We start from the raw sequence: 21,444 nt of genomic DNA, 5'->3' as shown, positions 1-21,444 counted from the left end.
TTTTTATTTGGAATATATAGAACATGTACCAAACGTTTACTTTTTATTGGATTCCACATGAGCGCTTAAAATAAAAGCACAAGGGAGGAATTGTGATGCAAACCGACAACATTTTGAGTCACCATGTAGAAACAGCTAGACAAAAACTGCATGATCTCCAAAATAAATATGGCTTTGGTCACGCTAGCGTACTCAAACAATCCATGGTTCTGGATGAACTTATCAATCAATATCAATACACTTACTATAAGCGTAAAAAATCCAACTGTTTAAATGCAGAAGATTTGGGCGAGTAACCTTTGGTGGTACTACTCACCTTTTATGTAGTGCATAATCTGAGTGAAGACATCACTCCTCCGATTTATTTTTGAGAAAATGTACATAAGTTACCTACTTAATACATGATGATGGAATTCTTCGTAGTGAAAAACTCCATTGGCGTATCCGTGTTAATGCCAAGTCACCTTCTTATTTCTATAGGGATCACAATTCTCCCCAAACTGTCTAAATTTCTTACCATTAACGCGTCACTCAATGTGTTCACTCCTTCAATTTTAATGAATGGAATTTCATAATATAAAGGATAAATGTGGTTATATAATGCTTTAGCATCATTTTACATTTTTTTCAATAAAAATATACAAATGATACCTTATATATGTTACTGTTGTGTAGTAATACAAAAAATAGAAAAGGACGTGCTAGTATGTTAAAATTGAAAAGTACAGCAATTATCCTTACAGGTGTATTGGCTCTTACAGCAGTAGCTCCGCTGGCTGCTTCTGCCGCACCAGTTACGGGAATTGAAGTATCGAAGGATCATGGAGGTATAGTTATCCAACAAACTGGTCAAGAGGTACATGAGCTTCTTGGTGGGACAAGTCCGACGATGAGCTTAATTGTTGAAAAAGGTTATGGACATGTAAGGATTAAAGTTCGGAATGCAGGAACATCAAATCTCACTTGGAGCTTGCAAGGTAACGGGAAAGAGTATGTCTATAAAACTGTTGGCAAAGGAGACACATTAACGTGGACTAGCGTTAATTCATTCCCTAATGGGATGCCTTCAGGAAAATATGTAATTCAATTCAGAGCCAACGGTAACGAAGTTAGAGGCGAAGCTTGGGGTACTACTGGTCAGTACACAGGAGACATTAGCTAACAATACTTGGGATTTTAATTAACTAATATTAATGAAAAAGAAAACTATTTTAATCATTGTCGGAGTCATTTTAGCGATCTTTATTCTCTGTTTCTTTTTAAACGTATGGGTGGTCAATAACATTCGTGTTGTCCCTAACTAATAGTCAAGGAGATTAATGAATAAGAAAAAAGTATGGAAGATTGTAGGGTTCTCTGTTTTGGGAATTGTTTTAATCTACATTTTCTTGGTTATTGTAGGAATTTCTCAGCTTGTTACTAACGTAACACCATAGAACTAGACTTTATGCTTTTTCGTATTTACAGTTGAATTATTGTAGGCCCTATCACAGCAGTCAAACACAAAAGACTTCCTTAATTATAGGAGGTCTTTTGTGTTAGCAAAGAAGTAGCTAGACAACAACTGTATGATCTCCAAAATAAATATGGCTTTGGTCACGCTAGTGTACTCAAACAATCAATGGTTCTGGGCGAGAAACTTGTGATGAGGTCGCTCGCCCCTTTAGAGGGTAGCTGATTTTCTGGGATTGGGTTTCTGTGGAGACTTTCGCGACAGCCGGTTGGATAATTGAAGCAGCCTTACTCTCTGATTTAGTCTGTAGTATTTCCGACAGCAACAATATATTTTAGAGGGTTGTATTGAAAATTGTTCGAAGAACTTGTAGAAGATAGATCTATTTTGTTCCAGATGCGCTTAAAAATTGCTCCTTCTTGAACTGCGGATCGATCTCTATCCTGTTTATCGTACTGATAGCTTATATCTGTAATGAAAGTGGGCCGAAGGTCTTCGTTACCTACTTTTAAATCCTTTCCAGATATATTCCGAGCGACTACAGATAATGTTGCAATTTTTGAACTGCTACCAACTCCCGGTAATGTAAGCTCATAAGATAGCGGACGAATTTTATTGTTATCAATGTCGTTGTTTAAGGGGATTGTATTTGAATCGTAACCGCCCTCTAAATAGGAAATTACTTTGCTTTTTTTGAATTTACTATCTTTAATCGTTAACAATTGATCCTCCCAGCTCCCCTTTAAATTTAAGCCGTCAAGCAGCACCTTAGCAGGAATGAAAACTTGCTTTTGCTTAAGAACAGGTACAGTATCAATTTTTGTATTTGTTCCATTGTACTTTACATTGTTAGAGTTAATTGTAACTTCAATATTTTTGTTATCCCAAGAAACTGAGGCTATTTTTTTTATTGCATCATAGTTGACTGACGCCCCAAGCAACTCGCTAACAGCACGTAATGGAATCATAATACGCTGTTGTTTGTCGATGTATGGCACGTCTGGTGATGTGTACAAGATGTAATATTGGTTGATTTTAAGAATCACAGGAGCCTTGATGACAGTCGGTTTAGCATCCACGCTGCCCATGCTTAAAGAAAACAATAATAAGGTCAGCAAAGAAAATAAAAAAATATTTTTACATAATTTCATATAACATTCTCCTCCATTCATTTGTACTTCACTACGTATTTTACGCCAATAATTACAATAAGTTGCGAAAAAAGGAAAAGCGCATCAAGGGAACCTCTCCTTAATGCGCTCTCTTTTAAGGAATTAACTCTTAAATATCTATATTATCGGTTTCTTCACCAGCATTTATATAATTAACTTTTACAACGTCAGTTGTATAAGAACATGTACCACTGGCATTAGTATCGGCCGCAGACCAAGTGTGGTAATTCGTCGAGCTATTCCCAATTAGACTGTTATACCAGTGGGCATTATGAAGATAAGAACCAGAGTGAAAATTTTGCGGCTTTTGACCTATTGTAGTTAATCGTTTTAATATATTCCCACCTCCAGGAATGAAACCTGATGCTTGGCGCCCTATAGTCATTGTTGTGTTCTGGTTGGTAGTATAATCGATTCCGCTAACAGTAAGGGCTATATTATTAGATGAAGGAATAGAAAATTTCATATTTACATTTTGTTTGCTCTTAAACCGTTGTGCGTAACCTAAAGGGTCGCCATCTACACTGATCAGCATTCCCCAATTATCATACAATGTACTGTGAATGAGTCCAGCATCTACGCCGCCACCATTAGCACCCTGTCCTCCGACATATACATAGCCTGCATCACCATTATAGCTTGAAGATCCTTTATTGTTGTTATCTCGAATCTCTGATCCTCCAGGTAAGTAGACATAATGAGACTGCCATGAATAATTAGCATTGGAAGTTACTCTTCTATAGGGACCGGTACTCCCTGTGCATGGATGTTGGGTAGCCTGTGTACCAATTTCTCCTTCTAATTGTGAAGGGGCCACACAAGAAGAATCTTTATAAACACTACTACTAACAGAAGTTTTATTGTCATCCTGTTTAGATTGTTCGTTATGAAGAACAATTTGGCTTGGTAAATTATCAATCGGTAAAGCAAATCCTTCTTTGCCATCAGAAGTTTCGAATATATTGTCTGAAGTTTTTTTAAATTTAAACACTTTTTCCAGTAATTCAGGTTTGTTCGCATACAGTTTTCCATTAGCATCTTCATAGACTACATTTTCGCGTGCATTTGGCTCCAAATCCACCATGAAGTTAAGCAGAACTTTCCGATCACTCCCTTGGACAGATGAATCGATAAAAATATCGGAATGGGATGAAATAGAATTAACATCTGGTTGGGCAAATACGCTAGAGAAAGAGCTAAAGATTAAAACAGATACCAACGAGCCTACCATTAAAACTTTATTCATTTTCATGACTTTCCTCCTATGGAATATGAATGTGTTCAATAGCATGATGTATAGAAAAATGATATAGGCTGATTAAGAGGAATCTAGAAGTTGTTTTCTATGTAAACGTGCCCTTTGATCGAACTAAATCAGTTTTCTATCTTCTCTACTGGCCAATAGAGAAATCATGCATATAAATGGGATTCGAATCCTATTAAATACATATTATAGTTCCAATTAGTTATTATGTCATTAACAGCTTAGATAAGGTTTTTCCATTATGATACATTTATATATGGACATCAGGCTTCAAATTGTTTGTATTACATAAGGCTAACAGATTGAAAAACGACATTTTATTAAACTTTAATTTTATATGGATACATAAACCAGACACGCAACGTTTTTTGTTGGGGTGTTTTTTTAACTGGTACGCTCTTTCACAAGTCGCTTAACGTAAATTTTAAATTGTAATTCCATATTAAAACATACGTATATTTTTTTTTATATAACAATGCATAAACTATAAATATTAATTTTATGATCATAAAATTCACAAAAGGAGATGCTCTCTTGAGTAGTTCGGGATTGATTAGATACATTGATAACTTAGGAAGATTTTTAGTTCCCGCAGCAATAAGGAATAAATTAAAACTCAAAGATGGCGACCTTGTGGAAGTTTTTTATAACGAGGAATACATTATGTTAAAGCGATATATTGGAGAAACCTGCGTGCTTTGTAGAGGAAATGAAAATCTTTCTCTATTTAAAGATTTTCTCATCTGTTCAAAATGCAAAAATGAGCTAACAGGTATGCAGACAACAGACCAGTCTTCCTCAGACATCGAATGCTGATGCATACCTTCCTGAAAGAATGAGATCAAGGAGGGATATATTATGATAAGAGACGACATTTTGCGTCAACGCTTGGAGAAAGCTCGACAAAAACTCTATGATTCGCAAGCAAAATACGGATTCGATCACGCCAGTGTACTAAGACAATCTATGATCCTGGACGAACTCATAAATCAATATAACCGCCATTTTTATGTAAGAGAAAAAAATTCAATTCCTTAAATATAACCGATTGGGCGAGAAACTTGTGATGAGGTCGCTCGCCCATTTATTGTAACACTTAGACTTATTTAGAGGGATCTATTTCAGTCGTCTTACTTTTAAGGAAAGAGACATACGTTGGTGAAATCTTCAATAGCTGCGCGTAGGTTTTCATGGAAGCACCGGGATATTGTTTCATGAGGTCTAACAGGAGCTTAACCATTTGTTCATCAGATACATTTTTAATATCTTCTGATGTAGAAGGTAGCTGATTTTCTGCGATTGGGTACCCTTTGAGGCCATTTGCACAGTAGATACATACATAAGATTTTTTGAAGCGAATGAGTTGTTTGTTTCCCCCGCATAGGAGACATGATTCACTTTCTAATCTACACATAACAATTGCGCTTTCAGTTATGAAAAACTCCATTTCTGTATTCTTGTTGATACCCAATCGATTTCTTATTTCAACTGGGATTACAACTCTCCCTAGGCTATCTAAATTTCTTTTCATTGCCGCGTCATTCAAAGCATACACCCCTCCAAGACATTTAATCCTTATTTTCATAAAGATAGAAATATATGCCTTGAATGAGAGGAATTTTATAAACGAAAGGATAAATGTGGTAGTATGGTACCTTAGTATGATTTTACATTTTATTCAAAAGAATTATACAAATGATTCCTTATCTATGTTACGGTTGTTTAGTAATGAAAGAAGCGGTTAGCGAAAAGGTCTTTGATAACTACTCTTAAGTTGTTGAATCTGTAAATGAACAACTTAAAAGTGGGATTTTGCAAACAAAAAAAACGGGGAACTTGTCGCAAATCCTAACTACAAAGAGATTGGTACGAATATGCATGGTAATTGGTACTGGTGGGGGGATGCATTAACTCTCTCGGATGCTGAGACAAAGCAACAAATAACAGCGCACCATCGGTAATACTTAGTAGTGGAGTTTCGTTGGTGCTAAATCGTTTGAAGGCTAATGATAACGGAAGAGGTGTAACTATTAATTTTCACCCCGGATACTTCGAAGTAACAAGTAACTGAGAACTGAGGCATACTAAATGAATATATATTTGCTTGTCCTTTTTATTGCAATCATTGCTGGCAACATACTATTTAATATCTTTAAGAAAAGACAAGGAGAAGGTAGTAAAGCGCCTGATGTAGTAACCATTATAGGATTAGTGATCGGACTGGCGTTAGGCATCACTCCTGTCTTCTCAGTGGCATACAAGAGTGGACTTGGCACACTACAGTCCTCGTGCTTGGTTCTGCTCTTGTTATTGGACGCATCCTGTATGGCTGGAGAAAAGGCAGAGATAATAAAACAAAAAATTGAGATATCCTACTTCGTCCCAAGGGATAAATACAGCAATTGCAGTAGGATATTCACATAAGAACCCTGCCTGGATTCACTACAGGCGTTGGTTTAAGCTTTGGAGTTGTCTCCTTTAGTGGAACTGGCAAAGTTGACTATACTGGTCGATTTAATTTTACGATTTAAAAGTTTTTAGAATCATAGCGAATAAATCCTTCAATCATTCATAGAATGGTTGGAGGATTTATTACTACGAACTAAACAGATCTTCAGCCTTTAATTGGAGTTATTATATAAGGATAATCATGAATTGAATGGAGATCAGTTATGATTGCATTCTATATTATTGGCACCTTCGTTGTTGTATTGGTACTGTCTTGGATTTTGGGAGCAATAGGTATTAATATTTTTGAAGGACCAAACGCTAGTGCACTTTATTTCTATGGATCGATAATAATAGGCATTCTTCTTAATATAAATGATGAATTAGGAGATAACAAAAACAAGCAGCAAGTAGATAAGGAGTCTGTAAAATAGATTGTGTAAACTCCTAAATCCAGTAAAATGGAAGTAACAATACATAGACAAATACGTCTAGGATCAAGGAGGTACTTCATGGAACAATCTTTTTCATCAATATTGACATACAGCATACAAGCAATTGCGATTTTACTAATTATCTTTAATATATTGAGAAGAAACGAAAAAAAAGTGGGGTGGGGATCACTTTCACCCCTTTTAGCTCTTCTTGGCATGGCTGTTTCTTTTGAATTTGGCAATTACATATTTGGCGATCAGTTGCTCTCCTTTTTAGGATTGCCCGCATGGTCTAATGCTGATAATACGGGGTTTCACTACACCATTTTTCTATCCAGTATTTTCTTTATTCCTAGTTTAATCATTGGATACAAAAATCCTAAAGCATTTGGAGCTAAAATCGGAAAATGGGTTTCTAGTATATATCTATTTATGATAATCATTCCGGCATTATTTTTTATCATAAGCTAATTTACCGATCAGTTAAAATATAAAAATTCTAAAGAGGGAAGGAGTTGTTAGTAATGACTTTTGCTCTGACTGTTGTTCGGTGAAAATAAAGTCTTAGACTGCCACTGTTATCATTCAACTATCGTTCTTATTTTAGTTTATGACTGATGTGAATCTTGTTCATTCCCAAGCCAATTAGGAGTTTAAATCCGAGTATTTCTTCAAGTGCGGTTGGGTCTCACGTAGATCTCTCACACCTTCCGAATAGTGGGCGAGTAAAATACGTCACTATGCATATGCTGAATTTTGTCCCAGTTGCCAGGATTGGTCGTGTCTGGAGAGCCGTGCTCCAGAATGGCTTGATATAGTGCGGTTTTTTCTTCCAAATGGGCTACGTGCTGTTTGGCTTCTTCGAGCTTAGCGAGCGCCGCTTCTTTATGCTCCATCATGAGAGCGGAGCGTTGCGAAATGGTCGAATCTCCTTCGAGACAGAGATCGACGTACCTTTTTATGACTTCAATCGGCATACCAGATTGCTTGAGGCATTTAATGCCATGTAGCCAGTTAATCGATTCTTCGTCGAACATCCGAATATTATTTTGATTGCGCTGTACGCTTGGCACCAGGCCTTTATCCGTGTAAAAGCGTACAGCGTGCTCAGTTAGTCCCGTTATTAGGGCTGCTTCTTTGACCGTATGCATGTGAATCCTCCTCGGAAAATAAATTTTTAAAGATGCCTTGACTTCGTGTAACACGAAGGTCATAGGCTTATTGTAATGCAAATAAGCCGTAAGTGGAATCCCTCTCTGCTGTTCCTGATTCAGGGGTTACGCGCCGTTTGCTATTAGACATTTGAACATTAGGAGGAGTTATAATGCAAACCGTAACATTAAACAATGGTGTAAAAATGCCGATCATCGGCTTTGGTGTCTACCAAGTTCCGAATGCTGAAGAATGCGAGAACGCGGTATATGAAGCGCTGATGGCTGGTTACCGCCTGATTGACACCGCAGCCGGTTATCTGAACGAGGAAGCGGTCGGACGCGCGATCAAGCGCAGCGGTGTACCGCGTAAGGAGCTATTCATCACGACCAAGCTTTGGGTTCAGGATGCTGGTTACGAGAGTGCCAAGTTGGCGTTTGCCAAATCCTTGAAGAAGCTTCAGCTCGACTATCTCGATCTATACCTTATTCACCAGCCGTTCGGCGATTACTACGGCGCTTGGCGTGCGATGGAAGACCTGTACCGCGAAGGCAAGATCAAGGCGATCGGTGTCAGCAACTTCTTGCCTGACCGCCTGATGGACCTCATCGTGCATAACGAAATCGTGCCCGCGGTCAACCAGGTCGAAACGCACCCTTTCTACCACCAAATTGAGAGCGCCGCTTTTATGAAAGAGCAAGGAGTACAGCACCAGTCATGGGCCCCGTTTGCTGAAGGACTTAACAACTTGTTTGGCAACGATGTGCTGGCCTCGATCGCAGAAAAACACAACAAGTCCGTAGCCCAGGTCGTGCTTCGCTGGCTTGTTCAACGTGGAGTCGTTGCTATTCCAAAATCCGTGCGTAAAGAGCGGATCGTCGAAAACTTCAACATTTTCGATTTTGAGTTGAGCGCAGGCGATATCGAACAGATTTCCACTCTCGATACGCGGGAAAGTCTTTTCTTATCGTACCGCGATCCGGAAGTCGCCAAGATGATGGGCAACTGGAGAGTCGAACTGTAAACCTTGATCGAACCGTAAACTCATCACGCGTTTCTCCTCATCTAATAAGAAAGGACAAGGAGGGTTCCCCTTGTCCTTTTTCTGTACTTGATTGCAAAATCCAAGAATAGTAAAACTGCTGCTAAGGGTGCAACGAAATCTACACTCCTACCATTACAGGTAACACACAGAACCATCGAGACATCCATAATTATCTTGCCTGCTGAATAGAGCGATGCCAGTTTAATACTTTATTTTCTTTGGGCAACTGTAGCAATAATCGGTATTATTTTTTTCGTTGCTCTTTTTAGTTATTTATTTATTTATTGTCATAAAAAGGTGGCTCAAAAGGGATCGCAACAAATCGTATCATCGGTGATAATTTACTGTATATAATGAACTCGTAAAATACACATGAAAACAGAGACTTTCCAGTCCAATTTATATAGGAAGGATCATAATATGAATATATATTTGCTTATCTTTTTTATTGCAATCATTGCTGGTAGCTTACTGTTTAATATCTTTAAGAGATCTAGGTCGTGTCTGAAAACTCTTCATTGAGTCAATTTGAAAATGGCAGCTACGTATACAAACGCCAAGAATGACTTGGCCAACTTGTCGTAACGAGTAGCCACACGGCGAAAGTGTTTGATTTTATTGAAAAAGCACTCCACTAAGTGGCGTTCTTTGTAACGATACCAATCGACTTTCCAAGGGTTTTGACTATTCGCTTTAGGCGGGATGGTGTAGGATGCCTGCTTAGCTGTAATCCAATTCCGAATCGCTTGTGAGCCATAGGCTTTGTCGCCAAGAATATGACTTCCTGTAATATCAAGCTTCTGAAGTAAATCGATCGCTGGAACAGAATCATAGACTTGACCACCCGTCAGAAGAAAAGCGAGGGGATTTCCTAATCCATCGACGACCGTGTGAAGTTTGGTTGTCTTTCCGCCACGACTGACGCCGATGTGTTGATTCACTTCGTGTCCTTCAACGTTTTTTTAGCACCGGCACTATGTTGATGGGCTTTGACCGATGTAGAATCAATGCTCAAGTTTTCAAAGTCAGGTTCGATCTGGAGAGATTGGAAGATAGTGACAAGCAGTCCGGTATCTCGCCACTTGCAAAAGCGACTGTAGACCGTTTTCCATGAACCATAGCGTTCCTCCGGTAGATCACGCCAGGCAGCACCACTTCGAGCGATCCATAGAAAAGCGTTAAACATGGTTCGTTCACTTAATTTTGACGGACGTCCTGTTTTGTAGGGTGGAAACATGCCCTTAATTTGATCCCACTGTTCATCGCTTATTTCGTACCGTCTTTGAATCATCTTGACGCTCCATTCGTTTTTCTCAAATCTTACCATGTTATTTAGTTTTCAGACACATCCTAGAGGAAAGGACAGCAAAACTCCAGATATAGTAACATAGGCGCATCAGGTACACATTAATAAAGGGAGCTGGTATTATCTATAATTCATTTACTTCAATATTTTTCGTTGTACTTGCTATAATAATTCAAATAACGATACGAAAATTAGAACCTCGGATAAGTAAGAGAACACTGATGAAAGTAAGAATTGCAATAATAACAACAGTCCTGCTTATCGGAGTCGTGCTGTATATCATTGACCCTCAGTGGTGGATCATTGTAGCTTTTGTATTCTCCTTTGTAATCTTGTTCGTGATTACTGCTATCTTTTTATTGAAACGTTGGCGAGAAAAAAGTTGAATCAGAAAAAAAGCCTTCCTTGTTGATAGGAAGGCTTTCCACTTTACCCCTTAATTGCTCCCTCCGCGATGCCCTCCATGATGAATTTTTGGAAGAACGAATAGATCAGGATAACCGGGATGGAGGTCAGCACAAGTGCGGCGAGAATGAGCGACCATTCCTTGTTATACTCCCCGAAGAGCATATTTGTCGAAAGAATCAGGGTGTAGTGGTTCACATCCGTCAGCATCAACAATGGAAGTAAAAAGTCGTTCCAAATCCACAGGAAATCCAAAATCGCAATCGTGACAGTGATCGGCAGCAGCAAAGGAAATATAATACGGAAGAACGTTTGGAACTCATTACAGCCATCCATCTGTGCCGATTCCTCCAGCTCACGCGGGATGGATTTGACGAATCCGTGATACAAAAAGATCGCCATATTCACACCCAAACCGATGTAGATCAGTGCCAGACCATACGTACTGCCTTGGACGGACAAATCCTTTGCCATCCGTGTAAGCGGTATCATAATGGAGTGAAACGGTACCAGCATGGATGCGACAAACAGGAAGAAGATCGCACTGCTCATTTTTCCCCGTGTACGAGAAAGCTTGTAGCCCGCCAGCGCAGAACAGATCACGATGCCGCCTATTCCGATAAAAGAAATGAGCGTGGAATTAAGAGCACTGTTCAGCAAATGGGTCTTTTGAAAAGCCTGGCTGTAATTTTCAAAATGAAGCTTCGTCGGCAGCGCCGTAAAGGATGCGAACATCTCACCCTGCGTTTTAAAGGAATTAATCACCGCCATGTAGATCGGGAAGAAGGACACCACAGCGCCCACACAGAGGATCAGCGTAATCAGCAAGGAATTGGCTTTTTTTAGCCTCATGCCTCCACCTCCCTCTTCTTCATGACACGCAGTTGGATCAGCGTGAAGATCAGAACGATGGCGAACAAAATAACGGATTTGGCACTCGCATAACCGTAACGGAAGTTATTGGAAAATGCCTCCTCATAAATATTCATCGTAATCACCTGCGTACTGCGTCCCGGCCCCCCGCCAGTCAGTCCATAGACGACCTCATAGACCTTGAAGGCACCGTTCAGCGTCAGGAAGAAACAGATCGTAATCGCATGCGTAATCATCGGCAGCGTCACACTTCTTAACGTCTGGAACGCGTTTGCCCCGTCAATAATAGCAGCCTCCTTCAAGCTTTGCGGTACACCTTGAAGCGCAGCCAGATAGATGATCATCATATAGCCGACACCATTCCAGAGCGACACAATAATGATGGAAAAGAAAGATACCTTCGGATCGCCCAGCCACGATTGGCCCAAAAAGGCGATAGTTGTCTTTTCGGCAATCTGCGGCAGCACGGAGGAAAAAACGAACGTCCACATAAATGCGCTAATAATGGTACTGATCATATTGGGCATAAAAAATATTGTCCGAAAAAATCCTTTGCTACGTATACGTGATTCAATCAGCACCGCCAGCACCAGTGCCAGCACATTTTGCAGCACAATCATGACCAGTACATATTTGAGCGTGAACCAGAGGGAATTGAGAAAATCCGGGTCCTCCTTCAGCGCCTCGACAAAGTTTCCCAAGCCGATAAAGCTGTAATTCGGATTCAATCCGTTCCAGTCTGTAAAGCTGTAGTACATGCCGCTGATCGTTGGAATGAGCAGGAAGATGGCGTAAAAGATCAGCGCCGGGGCGGTAAACGCCAGCAGCATCACATATTTTCTATAGATTTTAAAGGGCATGGAGTCTCCCCCCTCCTGATGTAATTCTGTAGGCTTCCGTTACTTGTTCACTTTGTTATACGATTTCCATGCCTTATCCAGTGCCTTAATCACGTCATCCTGCGAGAGCTGGCCTGCATAGTAGGATTGTAGCGCTTTGCCTGCCTCATCCTTAACCGCTTGCGGGATGGACGGATCCTGATACGATTTGCCTGCTTTCACATATTCGGTAGCATCATTGACCCAAGGATAGCTTTTGAACGTATGCACTTTGGAGATCGGGTTGAATTTCAATGCCTCGTAGAACGCACTGGAATCCTTGTCGTCCAACACATAGTTGACAAAATCGAGCGCAACCTCTTTATTTTTGCTTGTAGAGGATACAGCCAGCGAAGTCGAAGTGGACAGATTGATCAATGTCGCATTCGGATCGTCGTTGATCGGCAGCGGGGCTACCCCAAAATCCATATTCGGATCTGATTTCAAAATCGTTTCCGCAAACCATGGCCCTTGAATCCACATCGCTGCTTTCCCCGCAGCAAAGGCCGCCGATCCGTCATCCCCGCCAATTTCCAGCGCCTTGTCTGTACCGTTGCTGTTCACCAGATCAATAATGTCGAACATACTCTTCATTTCGGAAAAAGAGCCCTTGTCCTGATTCATCCGGTCGATAAAATCCTTATTCTGTGTGTTCATCATTGCACCTGCTGTCAGCGGCACGAACAGCTGTGGAATCCAGGATTCCTTGTAGGACAGCAGGAACGGCTTCACATTATTCGCTTTCAGCTTCTCGACCACAGCCTTCATTTCGGTCAGCGTTCCCGGTGGCTTCAAGTCTAGGTCCTTAAATATCTTTTTATTGTACAAGTAGCCCCATGAAATCGTTTCCAAAGGAACCGCCACGACCTTGCCGTCTTTCGTCGTCACGGAAGGCTTCACACTATCCATTAATTTGCTGACAAATGGCTGCCCGGACAAGTCCTCCAGATATCCCGCTTTATAAAACGGAGGAATTTCATTCACTGCATGCAGGGCGAACACATCCGGCGCATCATTGGATGCAAGTCTCGTCTTCAAAATTTGTGCAGCACTGTCGGCAGGCGGCATCTCCAGTTGAACCGTAACGTCGATATTTTTATCTTTCTTTTCCTTCGCTACGAATGCGTTAATATATTTATCGTAATGCTCCTTTAAGCGGGGCTGGGCGATAAACATTTTGAGATTAACCGTTTTGCCGTCTCCGCCCGAACCGCTGCTGTCACTACCTGAAGAATTCGCTCCACACCCGGCCAACAACGTGCCAACCAGCATTGTGCTCAATACACCTTTCCATAATTTCATGCAAAATGACCTCCCCTAAGTTGAAAATAACTGTGACCCACTGGCTGCTAATTCCTTTGTACTACTCGTTTTGTATACGCTTTCATTATAGAATGGGAGGTCACTTCTGCCATTGGACACCATTAGCCTGTTGGGTTGGATTTTTTTAAACTACGGCTGTTATCTTCTCTACATCATTGCTCCTTCCTCATTTCACCAGGCGCAATGCCAAAATGCTTTTTAAACACCCGGTAGAAATACGATACGTCCTCATAGCCCGCCATCTCCGCCACCGCTTTAATTGAAATCTGCTTATCTGCCAGCCACTCACGCGCTTTTTCCATTCTCCGCTGCACGATATAGTCCGTTACATTTTGACCATACTCCTGCTTGAATACCTTGCTCATATACTCCTTGCTGACAAAAAAGTTTTTCGCCAGTTGCTCCAGTGTAATCGGCTCGGCAAAGTGGCTGTCCATATAGCGCCGAACCTCCTCCAGATTCAGCTTGTTCTTATACTTCCGCTGCCGAATGAGCTGCTCCAGCTCCTGCACATAGCATGTCGACACGAACTCCAGCGCACGATCCGCAGAGGATAGCGTGTCCTGCGAAAGCGGAAATCCGGCCTTGGCAGTGGGCGTATCCAGCCCGTTGGACACTGCCAGCTCTTTAAGCTGGGAAAGAAGCTCCTGCACCAGCCTGCCCAGCATATGTGGACCAGGTTCCCCGCAGCTCTCCAGCTCCTGCAAGACCTGCTTGCACGTCATTTGTACGCCTTCCCGGTTCAGCTCATTAAAATAAAGCCGCATCAGTTGCTTATACTGGGACAGCTTGTGGAAGAACTCATAGTCCAGCTCTGCCGCTTCCTGCTGCTGTACCGCTGCCTTGGCCTCCAGATCGTCCTTGCATTTAAGCAATACTGCATTCAGCTCGACGGGATTGACAGGCTTCAGCAAGTAATCGACGGCCTTGTACCGAATGGCATGTTTGGCATACGCGAAGTCGTCATAGCCGCTCACGACAATGATTTTCATATGGGGAAAATGGTTATTCAGCGCTTGCAGCAGCTCCACTCCGTCCGCACCCGGCATACGCATGTCGGTAATCACAATCTGCGGGGATAATTCCCCGGCCAGCCTGAACGCCTCATCTCCGTCCTCAGCTTCGCCAACCACCGACATTCCAAGCCTTTCCCATGCGCCAAATGTCTTTAGAATATCCCTGTTCCACGGCTCATCGTCGACGATTAATACCCGGATCATCCATTTCCCTCCCCTGCTAATGTGAATGGAATGCGGAGGGTGACACGTGTACCGATTCCCGGCTCACTGTCGATCATCACCCCGTAATTCACTCCAAAATTCATCCGTATGCGTGAAGCCACATTGCTTAATCCGATATGGCTACCCTGCGCCCAGATCGGCTCCTCCGATGGATTTTCCAGTCGTGCCCTTACTTCTTCCAGCCTGTCGTGAGCCATGCCGCTACCATTATCGCAGACTGTAATGCATAGGTCTTCTCCCATAATCTCCACCCGGATTCCCACCCGCCATGCTCCCGCCTTACGATCCAGTCCGTGCTGAAACGCATTTTCCAGCAATGGCTGAAGCGACAGCTTGGGCAGACGAACATCCAGCGCCTGTTCATCCGTCTCCACCTGAAACACCAGCCGTTGCGGAAACCGCCGCTGCTGGATGCGCATATAGTGGCCTACATGGTCAATTTCCGCGCGTAAAGAGGCCATATCCTGCGGCTCCCGTACCACGTAGCGGAACATCTCACTCAGCGACCGAATGACCTCATACGTGTCCTCCGGCTTTTGGGAAAATACCATGCTTCCGATCATTTGCAGCGTATTTTGCAGAAAATGGGGATGAATCTGCGCCTGAAGCGCTTTTAGCTCAGCCGTCTTTTTTTGCAAATTCATACTGTATTCCGTCTGGATATGCTCGCGGATTCGTCCTGCCATGCCATGCAGACTTCTTTCCAGCATTCCAATCTCATCCGGACGTGTACTGGGTTCTCCAGCAGGTCCCTTGATCATATCCAGTTCCTGCACCGAACGGGCCAAATGGACAATCGGGCGTGCTGTACGCCATGCGATGAAAACAGCAATGCAGATCGAAACCAATATGGAGATTCCACCTATAATAATGCCGTACAGCATGGTCGAAAAAGCACTGTGGTTAATGGAGGAAGTAGGTACGATTTTGACTAGTCGCAGCCCTACCACATCCAAATCATTATAAAATACATAATTACCAGCAGTCTTGATCATTCCCGGCCCTGGCTGAACATCGCGAAGTGCTGTCAGTACCTCCGCAGGAGGTGACTGGCGAATCTGCGACGGATACATCACCTTTCCACCTGAATCTGTAATAAAAACCTGCTGCTGATCCCCCCGACCCAGCAAACCCAGCGTCTGATCAAATTGGGACCACAGCACATCCAGCGAAATAGCTCCCATCTGCTTCTGATCCTCAAAACGGCGAATACTGCGGGTCAGTGTAAATCGTTCCGGGTCAACGTGGCTTGTGCGAATCGAATAATCCTTATTCGCTTTCCACATCTCGGCATACTGAGAGGGTATACCGTTCACTGTCGTTATATCATTTTGCATTCCATTGAAGGTAAACAGCGTTTGCGGCTGCTTCAAATAAAGCTGAATACCGATCACGTGGCTTCCAGCCGAATAGTACACATTCGCCAACGTATTCAGCATTTTACGCTGGGCATTAAATTGGCTTGAAAGGTTGCCAGGCTCACGCTCATTCAAATAATCGCTCAGATCGGGACTGATCTGAATGCTGTAAATCAGGTGGTTCAGACGATCTAACTGGTCGCTGATATAGACTCCCGTCCATTTCATATTGGACGTGTTCGTCTCCACCACTTCAGTTTCCATCGACGCTCTGTTCTTTTCAGCAGCCAGCACCGTGACGGCGATGACTGGCAGCACAGAAAGGACGACCATCGTCAAAATCAGCTTGAGCTGAATGCTGCGTCGATACGGGGCCGTCAGTGCCCGAAACCAGCGGACTACTCGGGTTGGCATAGCGATGTTCTCCTCTGTTCAGCCATATGCGAAAACGCCCCGCTATACGCAGGGGCGCTTCATTTGCCGGGGTTCTCCGGCCAGACACATATCATTTCATTCGTATGTCGATTTCAGCTCATTATTCATCATTTACGCTTCTTCGATAATTATAACACTCCAAGGCTCTAATTGAAGTGTTTGTCCTTGAGTAACTGTCTGCTGCCCGATCAGCTCCTTGCCGTCTCCATGTGGATACACAACTGAGCCTGCTTGTTCAGAATAGTTAAAATAGTACCGGATCGTCCGTTCCAGCTCATTCGTACCCGATTTAACAATAATTGGATACGACGCTTCCTGATCCATTCCCCATACTCCCGCCTTCTTCGCAACAGAACGGAATAGTTCACGAATGACCGCCGGGCTTACGACACAGCCGATGTAGGTCGCCGTTCCCTGACCATAACGGTTTTGCGTGATTGCGGCATATTTACCCCAATGCGGATGGTCGTAATAGGCCAGCACCTCGGCAGTTGTCGGTGTAATCAGCTCCATCCACGTATCCACCTGATTGTCCTCTGCTGCCACTTCAAAAGGATTATCTTTAAGCGTTACGTTCTTCGGCTCCACGAACAGGCTGTAATGAATGCCGCAGGCTTCACTAATCACGCCCGGCTGCCGGGAGGTTCTCACCTGCACATGCTCATCGGTAAACCCGCTTCGGAACGTGTATACCACATGACCGCCGTTTTCCACATAACGGTTCAGCTTTTCCAGTAACACATTCGGTGCAGAGTAGAGAACGGGTACGATCAAGAGATCATAGTCATCAAAGGACTCCGTACCCGGATGAACGATATCTGTACCGATATTCAGCTTATACAGCTCGTCATACAAGCGGCGTACAATGTCATTGTAATTCAGCGGACTGCTCATGTTGAACTTGAACCAGTCAATCGACGTTAACGCTTCGTTACTGACGAGGATCGCTGTCTTGTTTTTCTTTTTCAGGTTCACCAGATGAGGGGATAATCTTGCAAAATCCTTCCCAATCGTCTGTGCTTCCTCATAGACAGGGTTTGGTTCAAAATCATGACTCAGCAGGCCCTTCCAGTATGTTTCGAAGGAATTATGGATGGAATGCCAATGCCAGTAGGCCACCATATTGGCCCCGGAAGCCAGATGACTGAATGCTTGCAGCCGCAATTGCCCCGGATAAGGAACCCAATGGGTAAAAGCCTGCGCTTCCGTTTCCAGCACCAGATAATTATTATTCTTCGTGGAACGCGCCACATCACCACCGAAGGAAATTTCAATCCCGGTCAAATCATCCTGTGTTGGATGGTAAATATCCACCCCCGTCACATCGAATGCTTGGGATGCCGCAAAATGATCCACATCCGGCTGAATGCCGAAGGAATGGCCTCTCCACTCAAAATCAAAGTTTTGCGTAACAAACTGATCTTCCCGCTTATATTCATTCACAAGCGCGACCTGCCAGGCGAGGAAATCCGTGACCAGCTTGCGCTGGAATTGGGAAAATGCTGCGCCCAAGCTTCCATTAATTGTCCCAACCACGGAAGGGAAATCCTCCCAGCTATTGATGCGATTGCTCCAGTAATCAAGGCCGAATTTGCGGTTCAGCTCTTCCAGTGATTCAAATTGCCCACGCAAATGCTTAACGAATTGCAATTGCACATTCGATCCGCTTGTGTTGTAATGCTTCGTTTCGTTATCCGTCTGAAAACCGATCACCGCTGGATGCTGACTCACCCGCCCAATCAGCTTGCGTATAATCCGCTCGGCATGGAACAGGTAAACCGGGTTCGTAATGTCCATAATCTGACGGGCCCCGTATTTCCCCGGTCCCTGAGGTGTTGTCGCCAATACGTCAGGATGCTCCTTGACCAGCCATGTCGGTACGGCATAGGTGGGCGTGCCTACAATGACCTCAATGCCCGCCTTATGCATTGCATCCAGCACCCGATCCACGGAAGTAAAATCAAACACTCCGTTTTGCGGTTCATGCGTACTCCAGGTGGATTCGGCAATTCGAACCACGTTGATGCCCGCATCCTTCATCATTTGAATATCTTGGTCCAGACGGTCATAAGGCATATATTCATCATAATAAGCAACACCATATAGCAGCTTTTTCATCAAGTCGTCCTCCAATATGTTCGTAGTAGTGTGTCATGCTATGCGCATTATTTTCAAACACTGTGGCTCTTATGTGGTTTGGTCAGGGACGGAACGGCTAATTTCCTATCGGTAACATCCCGCTCCGCAGAATCAGCCTGTTGCTGATTTTTTTCGCTCCTGATTGTAAAATGGCATCGCTTTCAAAGTATATTTATATAAGCGCTTTCTTTTATATAAAAGCTTATATTATGGGATTTGTAAACGCTCTTTTATTATAGTTAAATGTTAGGTACAATGAGATTGTCTAAGCGGTGTAAAATTTGCCCTAATCGAAGGTGATCTCATGATATTGAATTCTGAAGTTGATCCAGCTCTATTCGAAAATAGCCACTGGCTTCCTAACATTGACTGGAATGTGAAGTTTTTCGGCGCTCATATTCACCGGGTAAAAGCAAACTGGGTTATGCCAGAAGAGTCACATATCGGTTTTGAAATTGCACTGATTTTGGAGGGTCGTCAGGAGACGATCATGGAAAATAACGTGTATTCGGTTGGTGTCGGGGATATTCTGATCATTCCACCGGGATTCAAGCATGTGAGTCAATGTGCTTCCCCAGACGGGATGTATTATTTCAGCACTCATTTTAATATAGATGATCCGTTGTTCCGTCAGGAGATGATTAAGAGCAATCAGCTTTTTTTTCCGGCTGGTACTGAAACGAACATGAAGCTGCAAAAGGTCGTGCACAGCTGGATTGGCATGATGCAGGAGAACGGAGAATATACGACAGCGGATCGTTTTCGCATGCAAATTGTCTTGTTCGAGCTGTTCGGCATATTCTCGCAAATGATATCTACCGGGATGGAGCCTACGCTCTCGCCTTCATCCGTTCAGTATGCCAAGGCCATTATGGAGGCCATTCAATCCAGATTCAAGCCTTATCGGAATGATGAATCTGCCGAGCCGACGTTCCGTATTGAGGATGTGGCAGCCTCCCTCGGGATCAGTCCCGGATACGCACAGGAGGTATTCCGCAAGGTATACGGCTATTCGCCGCGTCACTACCTGTCGGAAACGAAGCTGCACGAGGCAAAAGTGCTGATCCAGCAACCCAATCTGCCGCTGAACAAGGTGGCCTCCCTGCTCGGATACTCCAGCTTGGCTCATTTCAGCAGACAGTTCAAGCGCTGGACCGGTACCAGTCCGCTCAAATACCGCCAAACGCTGAGTCCGGTTACTGAGTAGGAACAAGGTAGCTAAATAGAGACACGGTAACAGTGACTTCACTATTTTCATAATGAAAAAAGAGCGTGACACCGAACATCCCAGTTGCCGCGCTCTTTCTATTTTATTGCTATCGACACGTGTTCCATCTAGGATTACTCCTTCAGGGTATTCGAGTCACAGCCTTACATCCCCTATATGCTGATGCACCACAACCATCATCCCCATCAAGAACAAGGCCAGCCCCAAATAGCCGATCCCGAATTTCCAGCGTGATGACGTGGGTACCTCGTAATATTTATCATTTTCAAACGGAAGGTAATCGATCTCACACAACAATTTAAGCTGATACGTATCCGGTGTCGGTATATGCTCTACACCATTCAGCCTTACATCCTGGACAAGACACTGCTGTGGCAGCAAAAGTGTCTGCTCCACATCCAGACTTTCCATATACACCGTCACATATTGCTGCCCTTCCAGATCCGAGTAGGTATTAAAAGATAGTCTACGGGTATGCTCCGGTCCGGGTAGCGGGTATCCTTGCTCATAAAGATGCTGTACGTTAACCACCGGCCTTTGCAATACAGATTGGACCTTGACCTCTCCTTTATTGCGTTTAACATATTTTTTGTACAAATCGTAGGCAAAGAGCGCCCAGATCAGGAAAAATAAAAAGGATTTTAAATACACAATGACGACGATTCCACCCAACAAGCCGACTAGCCACAACCACCGCGTTACTGCCGTGGAAATTCGTCCTCCATCGAGCGGGTGGATCGGCAGCAGATTGATCAGATTCAGGAAAAAACCGACATACGCCAGCGCATACAAAAGCGGACTGTCCGTTGCATAGGCTCCCGCGTATACCGCCATAGCCCCAACCGTGCCCAGTAACGGACCGCCCATCGCCACATACGCCTCTGTTTGCGCATCCAAAGGATGCCGTTTCATCGTAATCAGCGCACCAAGAAAAGGGATAAACAACGGTGCCGATACCGGAAGTCCTTTCCTCTTAGCAGCCCATACATGCCCCAGTTCATGCACAAACAGCAGCAGCACAAAACCGACCGCAAATCCCCACGGGTACAGAAGCGCATAGAAGCCAATCGTCGTCGCCATAGATATCAGCGCACCGCCGAATTTACCGAATTTCAATAGAGCCAGCAACGACTTCCCTTTCAAAAGAAGCAGCGCCGCTGCACTGCCTAGATACCATTTGGATGAGCCGGATTTGGAATTAGCCTTTTTATCTTCTTCTTGCAAAAGCGTCCGCCTCCTTTCTCTACACTTCCATTGTATCCTGCTATGTACAGCTTGTAAAAACTTCCT

The 21,444-nt window shown here is 43.5% G+C and carries 20 protein-coding genes; 8 read left to right on the top strand and 12 right to left on the bottom strand.

Annotated elements, in window-relative coordinates:
- Window positions 1-95: 95 nt before the first annotated feature.
- Window positions 96-296: an aspartyl-phosphate phosphatase Spo0E family protein gene (locus HPL003_RS11030; protein ID WP_014279717.1), complete on the top strand. Its 201-nt coding sequence runs from the start codon at window positions 96-98 to the stop codon at window positions 294-296.
- Between the two features lie 410 nt (window positions 297-706).
- Window positions 707-1,162 carry a hypothetical protein gene (locus tag HPL003_RS11025; RefSeq protein ID WP_014279716.1) on the top strand — a complete coding sequence of 152 codons (456 nt, stop codon included), beginning with the start codon at window positions 707-709 and terminating at the stop codon, window positions 1,160-1,162.
- Window positions 1,163-1,752: 590 nt separating this feature from the next.
- Here HPL003_RS11025 and HPL003_RS11020 read toward each other — a convergent pair.
- Together HPL003_RS11020 and HPL003_RS11015 are read right to left on the bottom strand one after the other, a co-directional pair.
- On the bottom strand, window positions 1,753-2,604 hold the full coding sequence (locus HPL003_RS11020) for a copper amine oxidase N-terminal domain-containing protein (protein ID WP_014279715.1): 852 nt from the start codon (window positions 2,602-2,604) through the stop codon (window positions 1,753-1,755).
- 130 nt (window positions 2,605-2,734) lie between these two features.
- Window positions 2,735-3,877, bottom strand: coding sequence for a hypothetical protein (locus HPL003_RS11015; RefSeq protein WP_014279714.1), 1,143 nt, complete (start codon window positions 3,875-3,877; stop codon window positions 2,735-2,737).
- Window positions 3,878-4,423: 546 nt separating this feature from the next.
- On the opposite strand from HPL003_RS11015, the gene HPL003_RS11010 reads away from it, so the two are divergent.
- Both HPL003_RS11010 and HPL003_RS11005 read left to right on the top strand, forming a co-directional pair.
- A complete protein-coding gene (locus tag HPL003_RS11010) occupies window positions 4,424-4,705 on the top strand; it encodes an AbrB/MazE/SpoVT family DNA-binding domain-containing protein (protein WP_014279713.1) in 282 nt (93 codons plus the stop codon).
- 42 nt (window positions 4,706-4,747) lie between these two features.
- Window positions 4,748-4,927, top strand: a complete 180-nt coding sequence (locus HPL003_RS11005; RefSeq protein WP_014279712.1) for an aspartyl-phosphate phosphatase Spo0E family protein — start codon at window positions 4,748-4,750, stop codon at window positions 4,925-4,927.
- A 64-nt stretch (window positions 4,928-4,991) separates the two neighbouring features.
- On the opposite strand, the gene HPL003_RS11000 is transcribed toward HPL003_RS11005, so the two are convergent.
- A complete protein-coding gene (locus tag HPL003_RS11000) occupies window positions 4,992-5,435 on the bottom strand; it encodes an AbrB/MazE/SpoVT family DNA-binding domain-containing protein (RefSeq protein ID WP_014279711.1) in 444 nt (147 codons plus the stop codon).
- A gap of 1,126 nt (window positions 5,436-6,561) precedes the next feature.
- Between HPL003_RS11000 and HPL003_RS10990 the strand changes: the two genes are divergently transcribed.
- Window positions 6,562-6,771 (top strand): hypothetical protein, encoded by a 210-nt coding sequence (locus tag HPL003_RS10990; RefSeq protein ID WP_014279709.1) that lies wholly within the window; start codon window positions 6,562-6,564, stop codon window positions 6,769-6,771.
- A 78-nt stretch (window positions 6,772-6,849) separates the two neighbouring features.
- Window positions 6,850-7,242, top strand: a complete 393-nt coding sequence (locus tag HPL003_RS10985) for a hypothetical protein (protein WP_014279708.1) — start codon at window positions 6,850-6,852, stop codon at window positions 7,240-7,242.
- Window positions 7,243-7,472: 230 nt separating this feature from the next.
- Here the strand turns inward: HPL003_RS10985 and HPL003_RS10980 are convergent, their stop codons facing one another.
- Window positions 7,473-7,922, bottom strand: a complete 450-nt coding sequence (locus HPL003_RS10980) for a MerR family transcriptional regulator (protein WP_014279707.1) — start codon at window positions 7,920-7,922, stop codon at window positions 7,473-7,475.
- A gap of 173 nt (window positions 7,923-8,095) precedes the next feature.
- Between HPL003_RS10980 and HPL003_RS10975 the strand changes: the two genes are divergently transcribed.
- Window positions 8,096-8,947, top strand: coding sequence for an aldo/keto reductase (locus HPL003_RS10975; protein WP_014279706.1), 852 nt, complete (start codon window positions 8,096-8,098; stop codon window positions 8,945-8,947).
- Between the two features lie 536 nt (window positions 8,948-9,483).
- On the opposite strand, the gene HPL003_RS27485 is transcribed toward HPL003_RS10975, so the two are convergent.
- From HPL003_RS27485 to HPL003_RS10935, 7 genes are all read right to left on the bottom strand, one after another.
- Window positions 9,484-10,259 (bottom strand): IS5 family transposase gene (locus HPL003_RS27485; RefSeq protein WP_167321403.1). Its coding sequence is split into 2 segments (ribosomal slippage): window positions 9,484-9,932 and window positions 9,932-10,259, totalling 777 coding nucleotides; the frame shifts between segments, so codons are not numbered across the junction.
- Window positions 10,260-10,703: 444 nt separating this feature from the next.
- A complete protein-coding gene (locus HPL003_RS10960; protein WP_014279704.1) occupies window positions 10,704-11,531 on the bottom strand; it encodes a carbohydrate ABC transporter permease in 828 nt (275 codons plus the stop codon).
- On the bottom strand, window positions 11,528-12,412 hold the full coding sequence (locus tag HPL003_RS10955; protein WP_014279703.1) for a carbohydrate ABC transporter permease: 885 nt from the start codon (window positions 12,410-12,412) through the stop codon (window positions 11,528-11,530). Before HPL003_RS10955 ends, HPL003_RS10960 begins: the two co-directional genes overlap by 4 nt.
- 39 nt (window positions 12,413-12,451) lie before the next feature.
- Entirely contained in the window at window positions 12,452-13,732 is a 1,281-nt protein-coding gene (locus HPL003_RS10950; RefSeq protein ID WP_014279702.1) for an ABC transporter substrate-binding protein, read from the bottom strand.
- A 173-nt stretch (window positions 13,733-13,905) separates the two neighbouring features.
- Window positions 13,906-14,973 carry a response regulator gene (locus tag HPL003_RS10945; RefSeq protein ID WP_014279701.1) on the bottom strand — a complete coding sequence of 356 codons (1,068 nt, stop codon included), beginning with the start codon at window positions 14,971-14,973 and terminating at the stop codon, window positions 13,906-13,908.
- A complete protein-coding gene (locus tag HPL003_RS10940; protein ID WP_014279700.1) occupies window positions 14,970-16,766 on the bottom strand; it encodes a sensor histidine kinase in 1,797 nt (598 codons plus the stop codon). The genes HPL003_RS10945 and HPL003_RS10940 overlap by 4 nt, the downstream gene beginning before the upstream one ends.
- 132 nt (window positions 16,767-16,898) lie before the next feature.
- Window positions 16,899-18,905, bottom strand: coding sequence for a beta-galactosidase (locus tag HPL003_RS10935; RefSeq protein WP_014279699.1), 2,007 nt, complete (start codon window positions 18,903-18,905; stop codon window positions 16,899-16,901).
- Window positions 18,906-19,230: 325 nt separating this feature from the next.
- On the opposite strand from HPL003_RS10935, the gene HPL003_RS10930 reads away from it, so the two are divergent.
- Window positions 19,231-20,133 carry an AraC family transcriptional regulator gene (locus tag HPL003_RS10930; protein ID WP_014279698.1) on the top strand — a complete coding sequence of 301 codons (903 nt, stop codon included), beginning with the start codon at window positions 19,231-19,233 and terminating at the stop codon, window positions 20,131-20,133.
- 156 nt (window positions 20,134-20,289) lie between these two features.
- On the opposite strand, the gene HPL003_RS10925 is transcribed toward HPL003_RS10930, so the two are convergent.
- Window positions 20,290-21,378, bottom strand: a complete 1,089-nt coding sequence (locus HPL003_RS10925) for a site-2 protease family protein (protein ID WP_014279697.1) — start codon at window positions 21,376-21,378, stop codon at window positions 20,290-20,292.
- Window positions 21,379-21,444: the final 66 nt, after the last annotated feature.

It is taken from the genome of Paenibacillus terrae HPL-003, from assembly GCF_000235585.1.
GTDB classification, from domain to species: domain Bacteria; phylum Bacillota; class Bacilli; order Paenibacillales; family Paenibacillaceae; genus Paenibacillus; species Paenibacillus terrae_B.
This window is presented reverse-complemented; position numbering and strand designations above follow the sequence as displayed.

Bases quoted from the DNA above. Each gene is read 5' to 3' on its own strand.
- HPL003_RS11030 (WP_014279717.1), top strand. From the start codon at position 96: ATGCAAACCGACAACATTTTGAGTCACCATGTAGAAACAGCTAGACAA.
- HPL003_RS11025 (WP_014279716.1), top strand. From the start codon at position 707: ATGTTAAAATTGAAAAGTACAGCAATTATCCTTACAGGTGTATTGGCT.
- HPL003_RS11020 (WP_014279715.1), bottom strand. From the start codon at position 2,604: ATGAAATTATGTAAAAATATTTTTTTATTTTCTTTGCTGACCTTATTA.
- HPL003_RS11015 (WP_014279714.1), bottom strand. From the start codon at position 3,877: ATGAAAATGAATAAAGTTTTAATGGTAGGCTCGTTGGTATCTGTTTTA.
- HPL003_RS11005 (WP_014279712.1), top strand. From the start codon at position 4,748: ATGATAAGAGACGACATTTTGCGTCAACGCTTGGAGAAAGCTCGACAA.
- HPL003_RS10990 (WP_014279709.1), top strand. From the start codon at position 6,562: ATGATTGCATTCTATATTATTGGCACCTTCGTTGTTGTATTGGTACTG.
- HPL003_RS10985 (WP_014279708.1), top strand. From the start codon at position 6,850: ATGGAACAATCTTTTTCATCAATATTGACATACAGCATACAAGCAATT.
- HPL003_RS10980 (WP_014279707.1), bottom strand. From the start codon at position 7,922: ATGCATACGGTCAAAGAAGCAGCCCTAATAACGGGACTAACTGAGCAC.
- HPL003_RS10975 (WP_014279706.1), top strand. From the start codon at position 8,096: ATGCAAACCGTAACATTAAACAATGGTGTAAAAATGCCGATCATCGGC.
- HPL003_RS10960 (WP_014279704.1), bottom strand. From the start codon at position 11,531: ATGAGGCTAAAAAAAGCCAATTCCTTGCTGATTACGCTGATCCTCTGT.
- HPL003_RS10955 (WP_014279703.1), bottom strand. From the start codon at position 12,412: ATGCCCTTTAAAATCTATAGAAAATATGTGATGCTGCTGGCGTTTACC.
- HPL003_RS10950 (WP_014279702.1), bottom strand. From the start codon at position 13,732: ATGAAATTATGGAAAGGTGTATTGAGCACAATGCTGGTTGGCACGTTG.
- HPL003_RS10945 (WP_014279701.1), bottom strand. From the start codon at position 14,973: ATGATCCGGGTATTAATCGTCGACGATGAGCCGTGGAACAGGGATATT.
- HPL003_RS10940 (WP_014279700.1), bottom strand. From the start codon at position 16,766: ATGCCAACCCGAGTAGTCCGCTGGTTTCGGGCACTGACGGCCCCGTAT.
- HPL003_RS10935 (WP_014279699.1), bottom strand. From the start codon at position 18,905: ATGAAAAAGCTGCTATATGGTGTTGCTTATTATGATGAATATATGCCT.
- HPL003_RS10930 (WP_014279698.1), top strand. From the start codon at position 19,231: ATGATATTGAATTCTGAAGTTGATCCAGCTCTATTCGAAAATAGCCAC.